This window comes from Dechloromonas aromatica RCB, from assembly GCF_000012425.1.
In genome coordinates this window covers 2,745,411-2,759,964 of sequence record NC_007298.1, presented here as the reverse complement: position 1 = coordinate 2,759,964, position 14,554 = coordinate 2,745,411, and the positions used below count along the sequence as shown (strand labels likewise).

General features: G+C 57.9%; 15 protein-coding genes. 3 read left to right on the top strand and 12 right to left on the bottom strand.

All coding sequences use genetic code 11. From position 1 onward, the window contains the following. Positions 1-4: 4 nt before the first annotated feature. Positions 5-1,666: an ATP-dependent helicase gene (locus tag DARO_RS13135; protein WP_011288292.1), complete on the bottom strand. Its 1,662-nt coding sequence runs from the start codon at positions 1,664-1,666 to the stop codon at positions 5-7. Then, a complete protein-coding gene (locus DARO_RS13130; RefSeq protein WP_011288291.1) occupies positions 1,663-3,600 on the bottom strand; it encodes an AAA family ATPase in 1,938 nt (645 codons plus the stop codon). Before DARO_RS13130 ends, DARO_RS13135 begins: the two co-directional genes overlap by 4 nt. A gap of 154 nt (positions 3,601-3,754) precedes the next feature. On the opposite strand from DARO_RS13130, the gene DARO_RS13125 reads away from it, so the two are divergent. Then, a complete protein-coding gene (locus tag DARO_RS13125) occupies positions 3,755-6,211 on the top strand; it encodes a DNA repair ATPase (protein WP_011288290.1) in 2,457 nt (818 codons plus the stop codon). 216 nt (positions 6,212-6,427) lie between these two features. Here DARO_RS13125 and DARO_RS13120 read toward each other — a convergent pair whose 3' ends face one another. The 6 genes from DARO_RS13120 to DARO_RS13095 all read right to left on the bottom strand — a co-directional run bounded on the left by DARO_RS13120 (position 6,428) and on the right by DARO_RS13095 (position 10,044). Beyond that, on the bottom strand, positions 6,428-6,760 hold the full coding sequence (locus DARO_RS13120) for a hypothetical protein (protein ID WP_011288289.1): 333 nt from the start codon (positions 6,758-6,760) through the stop codon (positions 6,428-6,430). After that, positions 6,757-7,065: a DUF5983 family protein gene (locus DARO_RS13115; RefSeq protein WP_011288288.1), complete on the bottom strand. Its 309-nt coding sequence runs from the start codon at positions 7,063-7,065 to the stop codon at positions 6,757-6,759. The genes DARO_RS13120 and DARO_RS13115 overlap by 4 nt, the downstream gene beginning before the upstream one ends. Positions 7,066-7,336: 271 nt before the next feature. Next, on the bottom strand, positions 7,337-7,918 hold the full coding sequence (gene radC / locus DARO_RS13110; RefSeq protein WP_011288287.1) for a RadC family protein: 582 nt from the start codon (positions 7,916-7,918) through the stop codon (positions 7,337-7,339). A gap of 328 nt (positions 7,919-8,246) precedes the next feature. After that, positions 8,247-8,918, bottom strand: a complete 672-nt coding sequence (locus tag DARO_RS13105; protein WP_011288286.1) for a hypothetical protein — start codon at positions 8,916-8,918, stop codon at positions 8,247-8,249. 112 nt (positions 8,919-9,030) lie between these two features. Next, the gene (locus DARO_RS13100; RefSeq protein WP_011288285.1) at positions 9,031-9,273 is read right to left on the bottom strand and encodes a hypothetical protein; all 243 of its coding nucleotides are present in this window, start codon (positions 9,271-9,273) and stop codon (positions 9,031-9,033) included. A gap of 255 nt (positions 9,274-9,528) precedes the next feature. Continuing rightward, positions 9,529-10,044 (bottom strand): hypothetical protein, encoded by a 516-nt coding sequence (locus DARO_RS13095; RefSeq protein WP_041224393.1) that lies wholly within the window; start codon positions 10,042-10,044, stop codon positions 9,529-9,531. Positions 10,045-10,174: 130 nt separating this feature from the next. On the opposite strand from DARO_RS13095, the gene DARO_RS13090 reads away from it, so the two are divergent. After that, positions 10,175-10,405: a hypothetical protein gene (locus tag DARO_RS13090; RefSeq protein WP_011288283.1), complete on the top strand. Its 231-nt coding sequence runs from the start codon at positions 10,175-10,177 to the stop codon at positions 10,403-10,405. Here the strand turns inward: DARO_RS13090 and DARO_RS22885 are convergent. The 4 genes from DARO_RS22885 to DARO_RS13075 form a co-directional block, all read right to left on the bottom strand. After that, on the bottom strand, positions 10,376-10,597 hold the full coding sequence (locus DARO_RS22885) for a hypothetical protein (RefSeq protein ID WP_041224392.1): 222 nt from the start codon (positions 10,595-10,597) through the stop codon (positions 10,376-10,378). The two genes, DARO_RS13090 and DARO_RS22885, sit on opposite strands and share 30 nt — an antisense overlap. Before the next feature lie 2 nt (positions 10,598-10,599). Continuing rightward, positions 10,600-10,773 carry a hypothetical protein gene (locus tag DARO_RS23125; protein WP_198134038.1) on the bottom strand — a complete coding sequence of 58 codons (174 nt, stop codon included), beginning with the start codon at positions 10,771-10,773 and terminating at the stop codon, positions 10,600-10,602. A gap of 463 nt (positions 10,774-11,236) precedes the next feature. Next, positions 11,237-12,706 carry a caspase family protein gene (locus tag DARO_RS13080; protein WP_011288281.1) on the bottom strand — a complete coding sequence of 490 codons (1,470 nt, stop codon included), beginning with the start codon at positions 12,704-12,706 and terminating at the stop codon, positions 11,237-11,239. Beyond that, positions 12,703-13,164, bottom strand: a complete 462-nt coding sequence (locus tag DARO_RS13075; protein ID WP_157037212.1) for a hypothetical protein — start codon at positions 13,162-13,164, stop codon at positions 12,703-12,705. The genes DARO_RS13080 and DARO_RS13075 overlap by 4 nt, the downstream gene beginning before the upstream one ends. Positions 13,165-13,465: 301 nt before the next feature. Here DARO_RS13075 and DARO_RS13070 point away from each other — a divergent pair, with 301 nt between their 5' ends. Beyond that, positions 13,466-14,527: a toxin-antitoxin system TumE family protein gene (locus DARO_RS13070; protein WP_011288279.1), complete on the top strand. Its 1,062-nt coding sequence runs from the start codon at positions 13,466-13,468 to the stop codon at positions 14,525-14,527. The last annotated feature ends 27 nt before the right edge of the window (positions 14,528-14,554 follow it).

The following is a 14,554-nucleotide window of genomic DNA, read 5'->3' as shown; positions in this document are numbered from 1 at the left end:
GGTGTTACGTCGTATTCGTGGCGTATTCCAGAAACTCCACGAGAGGAGATCGGGCTTCATCCCAACGGCGCCGATATCCTTCCGGCCTTTCCCGATGATTAGCGACGGTCAGATAGAGCCGGCGTTTGGCTCGTGAAATTCCGACGAAAAATGCCGAGCGCTCATCGGCACGCTTGCCAAAGAAAGTTTGTTCTTCAATGCCCAGCATGATCACGCTATCGAATTCCAGCCCTTTGCTTTTGTGAATGGTCATAATTCGCACAGCGCTATCCTCCGAGAATCGTGACAGGGCCCCCGCTGTATCCGTATCGAGGGCAAGAAGGTCGGTGATCCGATTCAAGGTTTGTGCGATAACTTCATCCAGACGGTTGCCTCGCTCGTAGTCTGCCGATAGTGCTGCTAAGGCTTCCCGTCCCAGAAGTGCGAGGAAACTGTCAGCAAGTTTGAGTAAGGCTGCGGCGTTGTGCGCGACGGGACCCTCTTCGCGAACCTGATTGCGTGCGCCATCGATATGGCGATTCCAGCGTGCTCGCAGTTCGTAGGCGGTGTCCTCGTCCACTCCTGTGGCGAGGAGCACGTCCATCAAGCGACCATAGGCATCCGGCTCTCGCTCGCCCGCCACGACGGACAGGAAGTCGACGATGAGCCGTGCCGCCGGCTCGACGGACAAATCCTGCAGATTTTGTTCGTTACGGAACGGTAGGTGGCGGCTCGCCAACTCCGCCATCAGTCGGTCAGCGTAGAGGTCGGGGAGTTTGGACACCAGCACGGCGATTTCAGAGGGGGGCATGCCTTCGTCGGCGATCCACGCTTGGATCAGGTCGGCCAGCGCCTCGGCTTCCGTTTGGCTATCGGCGAATGCCAGGACATCGACCGAGCCGCCTTTGCCTGCCAACTCGCTATCCGGTACAGCAGCCTTGGGGTCCATTATTTTGACCATCGCATTCTGCATGCGACGCAGACGTGGCTGAGAACGGAAGTTCTGATAAAGGTTGAGGGGGAGGGCCTGAAAGTCTTCGGCGAATGCCTGGAATACGCCTTCGAGCGCGCCAGCCCAGCCCATGATGCGTTGTTTGGTGTCGCCGACAGCAGTCAACGGAATGCCAGTACCGAGAAAGGCGATTCGGATGAGTTGGTATTGCGGATCGGTACAGTCCTGAAATTCGTCGAGGAAGACATGGCTGTAGGTCTGTCGAACGGCATTGCGCGCCACTTCGCTGCTCTGCAGGATTTGCACCGCCAGGGGCACCATGTCCTCGAAGTCGATCTGACGTCCTTGGACTCGTGGTGAGCCGATCGAGTAGTCCGGATCCAGCGCATTCCGACCGGTCAGCACGGGGCGAAAACGATCGATCAGTCGTTTGGCAAATGCGTGAAAAGTATGGCTGTCCAAACGCGCAGCAAGTTCAAAGCCACAGCGCCGACGTACTCGATCCTTGAGATTGCGACTGGCGTCGACCTTGAATGAGATGGCGAGGATGCGCTGCGGATAGCGACAGATGCCGGTACGCAGCAGAAAGTCCGCACGCTGCGCGAGCATCTCGGTCTTGCCGGCCCCGGGGCCGGCCGTCAGTGCCAGGCTGCGCTGGGATTCACGTGCTGCGGCCAGCGCATTGGGTTCCAGTTTCAGGCCGTCAGATGGTTGCCAGCGATCAGCTTTGATCACTCCGGGAGTCCCTTGAGGCGTGCCTCGACCGCATCAATTAGCCGGGCGATCCGTGGCGGCATGTGGTCGACCAAGTCTTTGTCACTGAGTTCGGCCATGGCCGCGAGGTGTGCAGCCGGCTTGCTGCCAAGTTTGAACCGCTGGTGATAAGCAGCAAAATGCTTCTGGTGTTCAGCGTTGTATTGCTCTACGCCATGGTGTTTCTTGCCCAGCACTGCAGTCAGCGTAGATGTCTCGGGTGCAGCAAGTTCTGCAGCAGCCAACTTGTACGCCGCGCTGTACCGACGCAGCATCGCAAAGTCGAGGTCAAGGGGGGATGAGAAAAAAATTGATTGTGTTTCGAGCCAACTCAACCATTGTTTTCCAGACTCGGATGTCATCACTTGATCGGTGCCGTTCCACTCGGGGAGGGCTTCGATGGTTGTCTTTGATAGGCCTTTGATCGGTTTGCCCAGCGCAAGGATCTGCTTGGCGGCATAGCGCACGCGACCCCATCCGCCCTGATAGCGCCCGAGATCGAGATCCAATAGCGTCACGTAGGGAATGTCCAACCCATCAAGGAGTCGCCAGAAATGGTTAACGTGGCGGCCGCCCAGCGGCGCGACCGAAATCGAAGTGTCGTCATCGGCAAGCCCCTTGGCCCGCAGCATGCGGGGCAGGACGATCTCTTCGCTGTCACCTTCGCCGAGGACGACCAGCCGAGAAAAATACAACTCAGGGAAGGCTTGCACCGCTTCCCGGACAAATTTGTGGGCTTCGTCTGCGGCGTCCGGCATGATGATCGACTTGACTACAGTCTGGCGGTCCCCATTCAGGCGAAGGTAGCGGATGTTCTCCGGCGCAACGCGCTTGAGTAGTGATGGCGCATGAGTGGCGACGACGGCTTGGGCGTCATGATGCTCGGAGAAGGTGGTCAGCGCCTTGATCACCCGGCCCAGATAATGGGGCGACAGACTGTTCTCAGGCTCTTCCATCGCGACTAGGGTGAACACGGCAGGTCTCAGCTTGTCCACATCGAATGCGTCGAGTTTGCCGTCCAGGACTTCGCGACCGATTGCCTGGATGGACAGAACCAGTGACACGTAGAGCAGGGACTGCTGACCGTCGCTCAAGCGCGAGAAGTCGACGATCTGCTCACCATGTCCGGGCGTGAAACCGACTGTCAGGTGACGGAGGAGGTTGTCGATTTCGTTGCGCTCGAACGAAACACTGGGTTTAGTGTAGTAGCTTCCTTTGTGCAAGGTGCTCCAGTGCGCGGACAACTGTGCGCCGATGCCGCCCACCGCTACGTTTTCTGCCAAAGCCTCGCTGATGTTCTGGGTCAGGCCGGCAATTTCGTCGCGTTCGGCCTGCCAATCGGCGGCACGCAAGGCGCGCCCCAGCAAGGAGTTGGCTGCATAGGAAATATGGTCGCTAGGGTCGCGTCGAGCGGGGAGGTAGTGCACCTGGATCGCATTGCGGTCGTGCTTTTGCACCGCCACCATCTTGACCGGCTCTCCGTCGGTGTCGACCTGGATCACATAGTGCAGGGTCTCTTCTATGTCGCCATCATCGTCCAATTCAGCGTTCAGGCGAAACCGTACCCGGGGGACACCGTCGACGGACTCCAACTGCATGTGGGCGAAGTGCCCCGGGATAGTGGCATGTTTGCCTTTGGACTTCTTGAGTTCGGGAAACTCGAATTGTGCTTCGATCCACAGTGTCAGTGGTCCGATATCGCTCTTGGCAAGGTCCGCCGGGGTAACGTGAAAGTCGCTTCTGCGCACCCGCCGCAGTGCCGGATCGAAACCGAATAGACGTGAGAGCGCTTGAAGCACCGCTGTCTTGCCAGTCCCGTTGGGGCCCAGTAGGAAACTCATCGCTGACAAATCAATAATGGTCGAGGTCGGGCCGAAAGATTGAAAATTGTTGATCCGTAGTTGTGTGAGTTTCACGCTGTTCCCAAGTTGAATATTTTGATTGCATTGTAATCAGCGATGGTACAAGGACCAAAGGGGTCTTTGTCGGAACTGGCAGCTGCCATTCGGGGTTGAAGTCGGGTAGCACTGGCGGATATTGGTTACTGTCATCTTCCTGGGAAAAGCCGGCATGCAACCGCTTTCACTTACGCTTAAAGGCTTTCGCGGTATTCGCGCCGGTCTGGGACGCGATGTCCTCTCCCTGAATTTCGAGCAACTGGCCGACGGTGCAGAACTGGTCGCCATTGCCGGTGCTAACGGGCGCGGTAAGACCACGGTGATGGAGAATATGCACCCCTATCTCACCATGCCCTCGCGTGCGGCGACGGCGGGTCCGGGTGGCTTCTCCTATTACGATCACGTCTGCCTCCCGGAAAACGAGAAGGACTTGGTGTGGTCTCACGCTGGCCGAACCTACCGTTCGCAGGTGGTGATCCGCCTCAACGGCCGGCGCAAGACCGAAGCATTCCTGTTTGCACTTTCTGACGGCGGTGCGTGGAAACCCATGGCATTGGAAGATGGGACCGTCGCGGACGGCAAGGTAGAGACCTATACCCGCTGTGTCGAGGCGATCTGCGGCAATGCTGACACCTTCTTCACGTCGGTGTTTTCCGCTCAGGGGAAACGGCAGTTAAGTGCCTACCGCAATGCCGAGATCAAGACCCTGCTGGCTGATCTGTTGGGGCAGGAGGAAATCCGGGCGCTGGGCCTGAAGGCGGCCGAAACGGCACGGCTACTCAAGATTGGTCTGGCGACAATATGGCAGGAGCAGTCCGGCTTGGATGATGATGCGCAACGCATCGCCGGAGATTTGCGACGGCTTGAGGGCGCTACGGGACGCGTCGCCCAGAGTCTGGCGGCACGCCAAGGGGCTCTGGCGACTCTGGAAGCGGCCCGAAGTCAGCATGCGCAATTGGCGGCCGAACGAGAGCAGTCACTGAGTGTTGAGCTGCGTCGGACGCAGCTTCAGGGCGAATGCAGCGCGGTGATTCAGGCTGGTACCGAGGCCATAGAAGCCTTGAAGGGCCAGGAGCAGGGCGAGGCTCAGCGCCTGGAGCGACTGGAGCAGCGTATCGCGCAACGCCTTACCCAGGACCTCAATCGCCGGCAGGCTTTGCACAATCGGCGCCACCAATGCCTCAAGGTGTTGGCCAGTACATCGACCGTGCAGCATGCCAAGGCCCGTCTGCCCATGGCCGAACACGCCCTGTCGCTGCACCGGGCTCAGGTCGCCCACTGGCGCCAGCAGACCCAGCACCTGACCCAGTGCAAAGCTTCCGAGCGCCTGATCCTGCAGAAATTATCAGGGATCGAGCGCGAGGCTGGGCAGGCGGCGCTCAAAGCCGAAGAATTGGCGCGGCGCTTCGGCCTTGCCGGGGTGGTGCCTTGTGCCGGTAGCGACCTACAGGGGCAATGCCAGCTCTTGGCGGATGCGCGGGAAGCACAGGCTCTGATTCCCAGTGCTCAGGCCGCCATCAAGCGCCTGGCAGACCAAAAGGCAGCGGCACAAGGGGAATTGGCGGCGCTTGGCGGGCAGTATGAAGGGATTGCTGCCGCGCCCCAGAAGCTAGCGTGGGCTGAACATCGTGCCGAGGTGGCCGACGTGAGAGGCTCGCGGTATGCGGTACTGGCAGCCATGGCGGGAGAACAGGCCCGGGCGAAGAGCGCACTCGCCGAGATTGAGGCGGAGTTGGCTGCGCAGGACGGCGAAACATCGTTCTGCCAGCAAGAGGCGGAAACACCGGATGAGTTGGCCGAGCGCCAACAAATTGGTGCCGCACGGCAGGCGATTGCAGCCCAACACGAACAACAGGCCAAGCACTACCGCGCCACGCTGGACCGGCTCAAGCAGGTGTTGGCGACCTTGCCTCCATGCTATGACGAGCAGCGTCTGAGCGAGTCGCGCAGGAACATGGAAGAAGCTGCGCAGTTAGTCGCTGCCGCCGAACAGAATTACCTGAGCGCCGTGCGGGACGCCGAAAACTTCGCGGCCTTGGCGCAGCAGGCAGCAGCTTTGGCTACCCGCCGGGCCCAGGTGACGAGCCGTGTCGCCAAGGTCCAATCCGAGTTGGGTAAATGGACCTTGTTTGCCAAGTGCATGAGCAATGATGGCTTGATTGCCCTGGCCATTGATGATGCCGGACCGGCCTTGGCGGGACTGGCCAACGATCTGCTGCTTGCTTCCTACGGTTCCCGTTTCACGCTCTCCATCTTGACGCAGGTGGAGACCGTCAAGGGCGAACAGAAGGAAGGTTTCGATATTCAGGTGCACGACGGCGACACTGGCGAAAGCAAAAGCGTCAGCCTGATGAGCGGTGGCGAACGGGTGTGGATCAATGAGTGCCTGATCCGGGCAGTGGCACTGTATCTCGCCCAGAACACCGGACGCTGTTATGGCACCCTGTTCTCGGACGAAGCCGATGGGCCGCTGGACCCCGAGCACAAGCGAATGTTCATGGCGATGAAGCGGGCGGTGCTTTGTCTGGGGGGCTATCAGCGAGAGTTCTTTGTCTCCCAGACGCCGGAACTGACCGCCATGGCTGATGTCGTGATCAATTTGGAAGTCTGCGCACAGATGCCAGCATGAACAATCCTCTCCGCAGTCCAATTTTATCTGTGTGTTCGTTTTAAGCATTTTATCGGCTGGGTGTTAATTCTTCACCAGAATAATCATCAGTTAATCGAAGTTCTGTGAAAGTCAGGAGATATAAGTGTCAGATTGGATCGGGTAAATGTTGGAAAAAGCAGGGCGTCAGCCTGTCGGCCCAACGCCCCCCAATGGAGCTGCTCGATAGTCGCCTCCTCAGTCGGCTCTCTTCTCATCCGCCGTTTGGTCGACGTGGTGCCCTACTACGATGTTGCCTGCATTGAAACGTTGATCCAAATACACCGCTTCGATCATCTCATTGGGTACACAGATTTCGAGGTTGCCAAGTTTCTCAGTTAGCGTGTCAATGTTTGTCCAGTCGAGGCCTGGCTCATGGAGACTGTCGTAAACAATCTCGTCCTCGCCGGCGAACAAGTTCTCCCGACAGCGAAATACCTGCAGGAATAGTTCGCCTAGGGGCCGGTCATAGCCGGCCACCACCAATACGGCTCGGCCCTCGTGCATGAGCCGGATGTGATGCCGACTCATGAGGCCAGTTCCGGCATTTCGAAAATCGGCAGGCCGTCAATTACGGCTGCTTCGCTGTCGAATTTCAGCCAGACGATGCCGGCCAACTCGGCGACCTCGAAAATCGCGGCCAGGTCGGTTTCGATCGGGATGCTGTGGCGCGGCGCACCGACGTAGAGGATGCCGCCGCAGTCGGTTGGATAGGCGTTGACCGACAGGTCGTTGTCGGCCAGTTTCAGGCGCGTGTTCGAACTCAGATGCAAGAGCGAAATTGCGGCCAGGGGTTCAGCCTGTGTTCTCAGGCATGTCACGGAAGTGTTTTCCATGCGGGTCTCCTCCTTTTTTAGAGCGTGTCGACCTGGTCTTCGAGTGCTGGCCAGTTTGACGGTGGTAAGTCATGCCGCAGTCGCGGCAACGGAACCAACGCAGGTATCCGAGCGTCCCCAGGGGGACGCCATCACCTGCGCAAAGCGGGCAATATGAAGTGGAAGTCATTGATTCTTCCCCTTCACAAAGCAATTATTGAAGTCCGACCCGGTTGCCTCGGAGAAGCACATCCAGATCGGGCTCAGCACGGAAAGCGGGCGACTCATGACGCTAGATCAACCCAAGTTCGGCAAACGAAACGACTTTGTCACCGGCCACGATGAAATGGTCGATGATCCGCACGTCCACCAGGCTCAGTGCCGACTTCAGGGTTTGCGTCAGCAGTTCATCGGCCCGCGAGGGCTCGGCTTCGCCCGAGGGATGATTGTGGGCCAGGGCCAGCGCTGCAGCATTTCGGGTCAGCGCTCCCTTGACCACTTCCCGGGGATAGACGGAGGTCTGGGTCAGGGTTCCCCGGAACAGTTCTTCAGCCTCGATCAGGCGATGGTGGGCATCCAGATAAATCACCAGGAACACCTCATGCTGCAGGCCAGCGCAGTGCAGACGTAACCAGTCGCGCAGAACTTGCGGTGAGGCCATCACCGGGCTGTCGCACATCTGCTCGCGCAAGTCGCGCAACAGCAGTTCGCGCGCCACGTCCAGGCGGTGGGCCAACTCAGTTTCGGGCAGGTTGCCCATGCCCATGTTGGCAACGGCATCGCTGACATGCAAGGGTAGGGCACTCGATGCGCAAACTGTGGGCGCGAGTAATTCGCGGACGAGGTCGGCGCGGGATAGGATAGACATATTCATGGCGTTCTCCTCTACAAATGGGAAAAGCGGGAACGCCGATCCCGACGGGGACGAGGTCCCCGCGTGGGATGATGGTGTGGACTAATGTACAAATGACAGTCGGCAAGACGAATGAGGCAGGTATCGACTGCGACGCCGGCCAAAAACCGGGTGGCATTCCACAATGGAATGTATTTAGGCTTGGCTAGTTTCTCGCATCGGGTTCTGGGCTTCAATGGGCTGGTAGGGACGCCATGCGCAAGCCGGTCGGATTCCGGTCGATTATGTATAGCGTTATCGATGAGGGTGTCGTGCGAAAACTATGCCCCATAGCCTTGCTTTGGCGACGTCAGCGGAAGACGCGCGGCTCGATCGTCGCGCCGCACATGAAGGCGAGGTAGGCGCCGGCCTGGCCGATATCCCGGAAACTGGCGACGACTTCTTCGCGCCGGAGTACGTCCCAGGGACGTTCGGCATTGGCTGATGGCTTGATGCTCAACTCGGCTTCCCGATAAGCGTCATGGCGGTACAGGAAGTTGCCGGATGCCCAGTCAACGATAGCCAGGATGCAAGCACACAGAATGGCGCTGCCGCCCTGTTCGCCAGGCTCAATCAGAAGTGGGACTTTCAGGGGTCCGATCGAGCGGCCAATCCGGCCGACGACATCGTGCTCTTCCAGCCAGGGTTCGCCGGTAAGCGTGTCGCCCAGAATCAGACGGATCTTTCGTTCGTGAGTCCGACAGGACTCGATAACCTTGGCGGCCCGGGCATCGGTGCCTGGATCGAAGTAGGTTGTGCGCGTCAGCGGCGATTCGCTCCAGGCCTGGACGGCATGGCAATACCTCTCGTAGCCAGCGAGGGTGGCATAGTCCTCGTCCGTGAAGGCCAGGTCTGATCGGTTCAGTTTTCTGGCGATCTGATCGGCATGATCGCGGGCGTTGGCAAAGCCGAAGCAGGAGTAGCCCTCGCCGCAATCGATCACATAGAGTTGTTGTTCGGCATTAATGCTGACCTTGTTCATCTCGGGTTCCTTTCAAAAACCCGTGGCGCCCGTTCCCCACAGGGTGTGAGCCCCACGGGGTACTGGGTAGTCGGCTGTCTGTTGAATTGGCAGCCGATACGTTAGCCGCGTCTCAGGCTGCTTGGGCGGCCGGTTGGAAGCGTTCTTCCTGGGCTGCGTCATCGGAAATGACGACCATCTGTTCAGATACCAGACGATCCAACTTCAACAGCAGGGCGTTGGCGTGCTCCTGATCATCAGGGCACAGGGAAGGACGCAGTTGCCGGACTTCTTTTTTCATGCGGAGAAGTTCTTGGGCGATGGCGCATTCGGCATGTGCTTCGATGGCATTCAGGATTTCAGTAATGGTTCTCATCAATGGATTCCTTGCTTAAAAAGGCCGGCATGCAGGGCAAGACGGCGGGCGGGGGGGGAAAGCGTGGCGAGCAGATTTCGCGGCAGGTGCGTTCGTCTTGCCGGTGCTTACGGGCATTTAATGGATAGGGTGGGATCGGGACGAGCGCTGCACGTGCCGCTCGATGAAGCGGGCGTGGGCGTTCGGCGATCAAGATGCGACTGCAACTGCTATCGCGTTGCAGGCCGGGACGATATGGGTCCAGTGCTTCTCGGGTCAGGCAGCCGTGCGCGTTGTTTTTGCGCTGGGCGCAGCCTGAGTTTCAGTGGATGCGGGTACTTGTTCGGCCGCTGATGCAGCCGTCCGTTGGTTGAAGGCTGTGCGCGCCGTTTGGAACTCGGCTTCCCGAGCCAGGCGGCGAACTTGGGCGATGGCCGGTTCTTTGGCTACCCCGGGCAGGCATTCGACGGCGATGTCGCTACCGTGACACCACAACTTCTGCAGACCGCGCAGTGGCTGGATGAACAGCCCGACGCACAGCCAGCGGACGAACTGACCGATCCGTTTGTGGCGCGTTTGGCGGGCCTTGTGCTGGCGCAGGGATTCCCGGCAGCACAGGTAGAGCGCCAGATGGCTGCGCTTCATTTCAGGATCGGACTCCAACTGGGCCAGAACTTCGCTAGCGATGGCCGGATCCCGGCCGACGCGCTGGTAGAAACCAACCCAAGCACGTTCTTCCTCGGATTCGAGGCTGGCGCGCCGCGGATGAGGACGGGACTTCTCGATTGACATGGTGTTATCTCCAAAGGTGAACAGAGGGAACACCTGTCCCCGGTCGGGGAAGCGGTAGACTCCCCGGGGTTGCACGGACATGTGGCGCTGTTAAGCTGAATGCCCACACGAGACAAGAGGTGCCAACACCATGCTGCGTGCAGGCGACGTACTACGGTTCACGCCCGACGAAATCGAGGATTTCCGAAAACTCGGACTCGACTTCGATGGGGCGCGAACACCGGACGACATCGAACAGGCATTGACCCGGTGGGCCGACACGCTGAACGACGAACGTCCGAATCTGCTGGAAAAAATCGCTGCGGAACTGGCTAAGGCCAAAGGCATCCAGTTACCCGCACGCTTGACGCGGGTACGCTGATACGGCCTTGCTGTTCTCCTCGGCAATCTTGATCCAGCGGTCGGCAATCCGGTCCAGATAGACCAGATCGTCGGCTTCGATCTCGCCCGACTCTCGCAAGCGGGCGATGACCTCCTTGACCAGGGATGGATCGTCCTTGGCCAGTTGAATCACGGTGGCGGCAATGCGTCGGCGGTAGAGGCTGATCGGCATGATCAGGCTCCCATCGCATGAGGCTCGGAAGCGCCGCCGGACCGTCCGGGGATGATCGGCAGCGGCTTCAACAACGCCGGGATGGCCGGTGTGCGTATGGCAGGCCGGGCATGCCCGGAACCACCTAACAGCACAGCAACTGGGCGCGACGTTTGGGTCACAGGGGTTGCGAACATGGTGTTCTCCTTCGGGAATGAAAGGGAACACCTGTCCCTGGCGGGGAACTTGGGGTTCCCCGTTCGGGATGCTCCGCCCGGATCGGCAGAGCGGCTCAGGACATGCCTGGTGGCATGTGCAGGATGACGGCCTACGGCTCTTGCGAACAGTGCCTTGGGTCAATGCAGATCAACCCGAAGGTCGAACGGCGGCGAAACACAACATTCGGCCCGAAGGCTGAACATGACTCTCGGCCAAGTAATCGGCCGGTCCCGACGGTAGTCGGGTATTCGGAAGGCAGGTGACGACTGCGACGCCAGCGAGGCCGGACTTCAGGGCAAGCAGAGTTGCCGATGAAGGCTGTGCAGACACGATGTCCGCAGAAAGCCCTTACAGTATTGCGCTGTTTTCGTCCTTGGCTCAAGCCTGCCTAGCCTTTTGCCACCTGCAAGCGCCCGGCGCTGAGATCGCTTTTACTCGGGATTATCGTTTCCGAACCGTCCAGCCATAGGGGAACAGGATGCGTTCATGAGCCTGTTTGTCGAACGAAAGGTAATTGATGGTCAGTAAATGGGAAGGAACCGCCATTTGTTCGGCCAGTCGCGCCTCAAACTTGGCGATGGTCATCTTTTCGGCATTCGGGATTTCCCCCGGTTCGACTGCGTAGTCCTCATCCTCCAACCACATGATGCTAGTACCGCCGCAATGGATTGACTTAAGTCGATACGTATTGGCAGCACTATCGGGAGTCGTCGCGACATCGACCACCACAGGGTGTTTTCTGCCAGGGGTCGAGTAGAAACGGCCGGCCTCGGGAAGCAGACATTCGGTGATAAAGTCAAAGCTGGACGAGAGGTTTTTATGCTGCTGGAGGGCGAATAGATCCTCGAACCTGCGGGTCTTGAAGTCTTTTCGGAGTTTTGCCTTGGGGTCGAAGAAGACCTCGAACAGCATGCCGTCCAGTAGCGCTTTTCGTTTCTCGGGTTTCGCCGCCTGGGTCCGGGCGGCGAAGTCGCTCAGGTAGGCAATGGCACTGTTCGATCCGCCGCATGCCGCCTGATAGATGTTCCGCCCGAGAACGAAGAGAGAGTCCAGCGACGCCTTGTTGGCGATATCGGACAAGAACCCGTCAATAGCCGGATTCTGCACTGGCCAAGTCAGGCTTTTCAGAGCCTTGATAATCCGATGAGATGCTTTGGCTTCGTCGGGCACGAACAGGCCGTCGCTGAGCGCGCTGTCGGAGTAGTCGTCAATGCGAGCCCCAAGGCTCAGGTTGAAGTAGAACTCGCCGGATAGCGAGGTATGCTCCCAAGAAATCTGTTTTCCATGTGTGGCGGCACTGAGCGTGTTGCGGACCCGCTTGAACATGTTCTCGATCGAACAGTCGGGAGTGGCAATATGTTGAAGTAATGCAGCGGTATACGCCCCATTGCGTCCGTGCCCATCGCTGGCGGTTTGGCCTGGCGAAGTGGCATAGGCGATCAAGGTCCCTTTGGGGGCATACACGGGGGCCAGGCCGCGGGTTGCCGCCGAACGATGCCAGGCCCGTTCGAACGGATTGTCGCGACAGGCATCCAGGATGGTGATGCTGGTCGACGTTGCCGCCTTTTCCATGGTTTCGATGACCCGGTTCAAGGGCAGCGAAGAGTATTTGGCCTCAACTTCCCCGGCGGTATCGGTGTCCACCGCCGCCAGATAGTTCTCGCCTTCGATCTGCATGCCATGCCCGGCAAAGAAGAAAAGGCCGACATCGTTGTCTGGCAGTTCTCCCTTGAATCGCTTGAGGGCTCGGTCCATTGCAGCGGCTGTGCAGTCGATTTCTTTGATCACCGAGAAGCCACAAGCCTCGAGCTTTGCGGCAACATCCTCGGCGTCGTTGACGGGGTTTTCGAGTTCGCTGGCATCCTCGTAGGCGCCGTTGCCGATGACGAGGGCGGTTAGCCGCCGACTCATGAGTTCGCAGTCCGAATTTCCGCCAGATCCAGCAATTCACCGACCGAGATGCTTTGGCTGTAAGCGCAGGGGATCACCCAGGTCCCGGCGAGTGGCAGTTCTTGTACCGTGATCTCGTCCGGCGCATGGAAAGCCTGGTTGAGTAACTGCTTGTGAACGTAGTGGTCCCCGTAGTGGCCGCCACATTCACAAACCGTCATGAAATACGAGTCGCCGGCAGTCATGCTGTGACGAATGACAAAATTCGGATGATGCTTGAGGATTTCACCAAGCAATCCCGCTGGCAGTTCCTCCACGTAGCTCAACAGGAACCCATCTTCCTCCTGCTCTTCCTTGGCGGAAAGATTATTGGTGGCCAAGGCGGCGACCATGTTCTCCTTGCCGCAGAGGTTGCATAGCTGCATGGCGCTGATGAGGAAGAGGGGGGCGCTGACTGAGATTCCGTCGATGGTGTCCATGATTCTGGTCGAGCATGAAAGCGCAGAACTATAGCCCAGCGACATCGGTGAGAGCCAGTCCGATTAAGGGAAATCCGGATTTTGTTACTTCAGTTATTTCATTGAGGTAGGGCGACGAATGCACTGAGGTGACTGGGGCTACCGATATGGCCTGAAGATGTCAACGAGAACCTCATTGGTTACGTTAACGTCATTGGCTCAACGGTCATGCAAATTGAGTTATCAGCTTTCTTTTCAAGCCTTGTGGCGCCGGTAAGAGAAAGAAATTGGTCAACAACATATAGGACTTCGGTTTCACCAAATGACGATAAAACAATTGATGCAGCTTTGCTATGCACAGGGATTGGATGGTAAGCAAACGGATATTTGTGTGAAAGGTATTGCAGTAAATCTGCTGTCACCAAAGATGCCTGTGACGGCCATCGACATGGACTCCCCGGAAGATTTGCTGCGGATGATGAAAGGCGCAGACTCAGCGCATATGTTTGTTGAAGGCGGTACTTGTCATTTCAATGCGCTTTATTCGGTCGCCGAGAATTTTCCGACGCCCAGAATTTACTTCATGAAATCGCACCTTCTCGATGAAATTGGTCGGTTGGGCCTCTTCCTTGAGCGCCATGGATTCAAACTACCTGTTGTCAATACAGCAAAATTCTCGGAACTTATCGAAGATAGGGAGTACGCGAGCCGCTACCACCGTTGGCACGAAAGCTGGGAGGCCAAGAGCAAAGCGTTTCGGGGTCTTGTCGCCGGACGGGTCGAAAATACGGGGGTTGAAAAGGGCATGTGGCTTGCTACGGATGGTTGCTTGATATGCGGAGAGGAAACCGACTACATGTCGACGGGGACGCTTATCGGTGCAAGTGGTTTGATAATCGGACTCCGCTTGTGCAAGCAGCACGAGGATGAAGCCCGAGATCACGCATCGCTCATCGAATACATCGCAAAGAGAATGGGCGTTCCCGCCCCGTTCTTCTCTAACATGAAACTCGTCAAACATACGAACGAGACATTGGCCATGTCTTGCCTTGCGGTTCAAAACGAGCTTGAGTGTGACATCGAGAAGGTCGACGAGAAGACAATTACTGCGGTTCGACGAACCGGGTTTCGCATCATTCTCAGACAGGATGCACTGGATGATTATGCCTACATGATTCAAGATCCAAATGGAAAGCCAATCTCGCGGATTGACTCAGCCAATCACCATGCGGTCGAATATGGTCCCGACCATGTTCATCGGAACCTCAGCAAATCGAAAAAGAATCAGGTCGATTCAAGTTTCACTTATGGGTTTGTATTGGCTGACCTCAAAGCGATCAAGACGTTGGTTGAAGAAGCGGAGTCGCTCTCGAAGCCGCATTGATACCCAAAGAAAATCCCCACAGTCTTT

Coding starts and splice junctions, on each gene's coding strand:
- DARO_RS13095 (WP_041224393.1), bottom strand. CDS start 10,044: ATGTCAATCGAGAAGTCCCGTCCTCATCCGCGGCGCGCCAGCCTCGAA.
- DARO_RS13080 (WP_011288281.1), bottom strand. CDS start 12,706: ATGAGTCGGCGGCTAACCGCCCTCGTCATCGGCAACGGCGCCTACGAG.
- DARO_RS13075 (WP_157037212.1), bottom strand. CDS start 13,164: ATGGACACCATCGACGGAATCTCAGTCAGCGCCCCCCTCTTCCTCATC.
- radC (WP_011288287.1), bottom strand. CDS start 7,918: ATGAATATGTCTATCCTATCCCGCGCCGACCTCGTCCGCGAATTACTC.
- DARO_RS13105 (WP_011288286.1), bottom strand. CDS start 8,918: ATGAACAAGGTCAGCATTAATGCCGAACAACAACTCTATGTGATCGAT.
- DARO_RS13125 (WP_011288290.1), top strand. CDS start 3,755: ATGCAACCGCTTTCACTTACGCTTAAAGGCTTTCGCGGTATTCGCGCC.
- DARO_RS13100 (WP_011288285.1), bottom strand. CDS start 9,273: ATGAGAACCATTACTGAAATCCTGAATGCCATCGAAGCACATGCCGAA.
- DARO_RS13120 (WP_011288289.1), bottom strand. CDS start 6,760: ATGAGTCGGCATCACATCCGGCTCATGCACGAGGGCCGAGCCGTATTG.
- DARO_RS13090 (WP_011288283.1), top strand. CDS start 10,175: ATGCTGCGTGCAGGCGACGTACTACGGTTCACGCCCGACGAAATCGAG.
- DARO_RS22885 (WP_041224392.1), bottom strand. CDS start 10,597: ATGCCGATCAGCCTCTACCGCCGACGCATTGCCGCCACCGTGATTCAA.
- DARO_RS13115 (WP_011288288.1), bottom strand. CDS start 7,065: ATGGAAAACACTTCCGTGACATGCCTGAGAACACAGGCTGAACCCCTG.
- DARO_RS23125 (WP_198134038.1), bottom strand. CDS start 10,773: ATGTTCGCAACCCCTGTGACCCAAACGTCGCGCCCAGTTGCTGTGCTG.
- DARO_RS13070 (WP_011288279.1), top strand. CDS start 13,466: ATGACGATAAAACAATTGATGCAGCTTTGCTATGCACAGGGATTGGAT.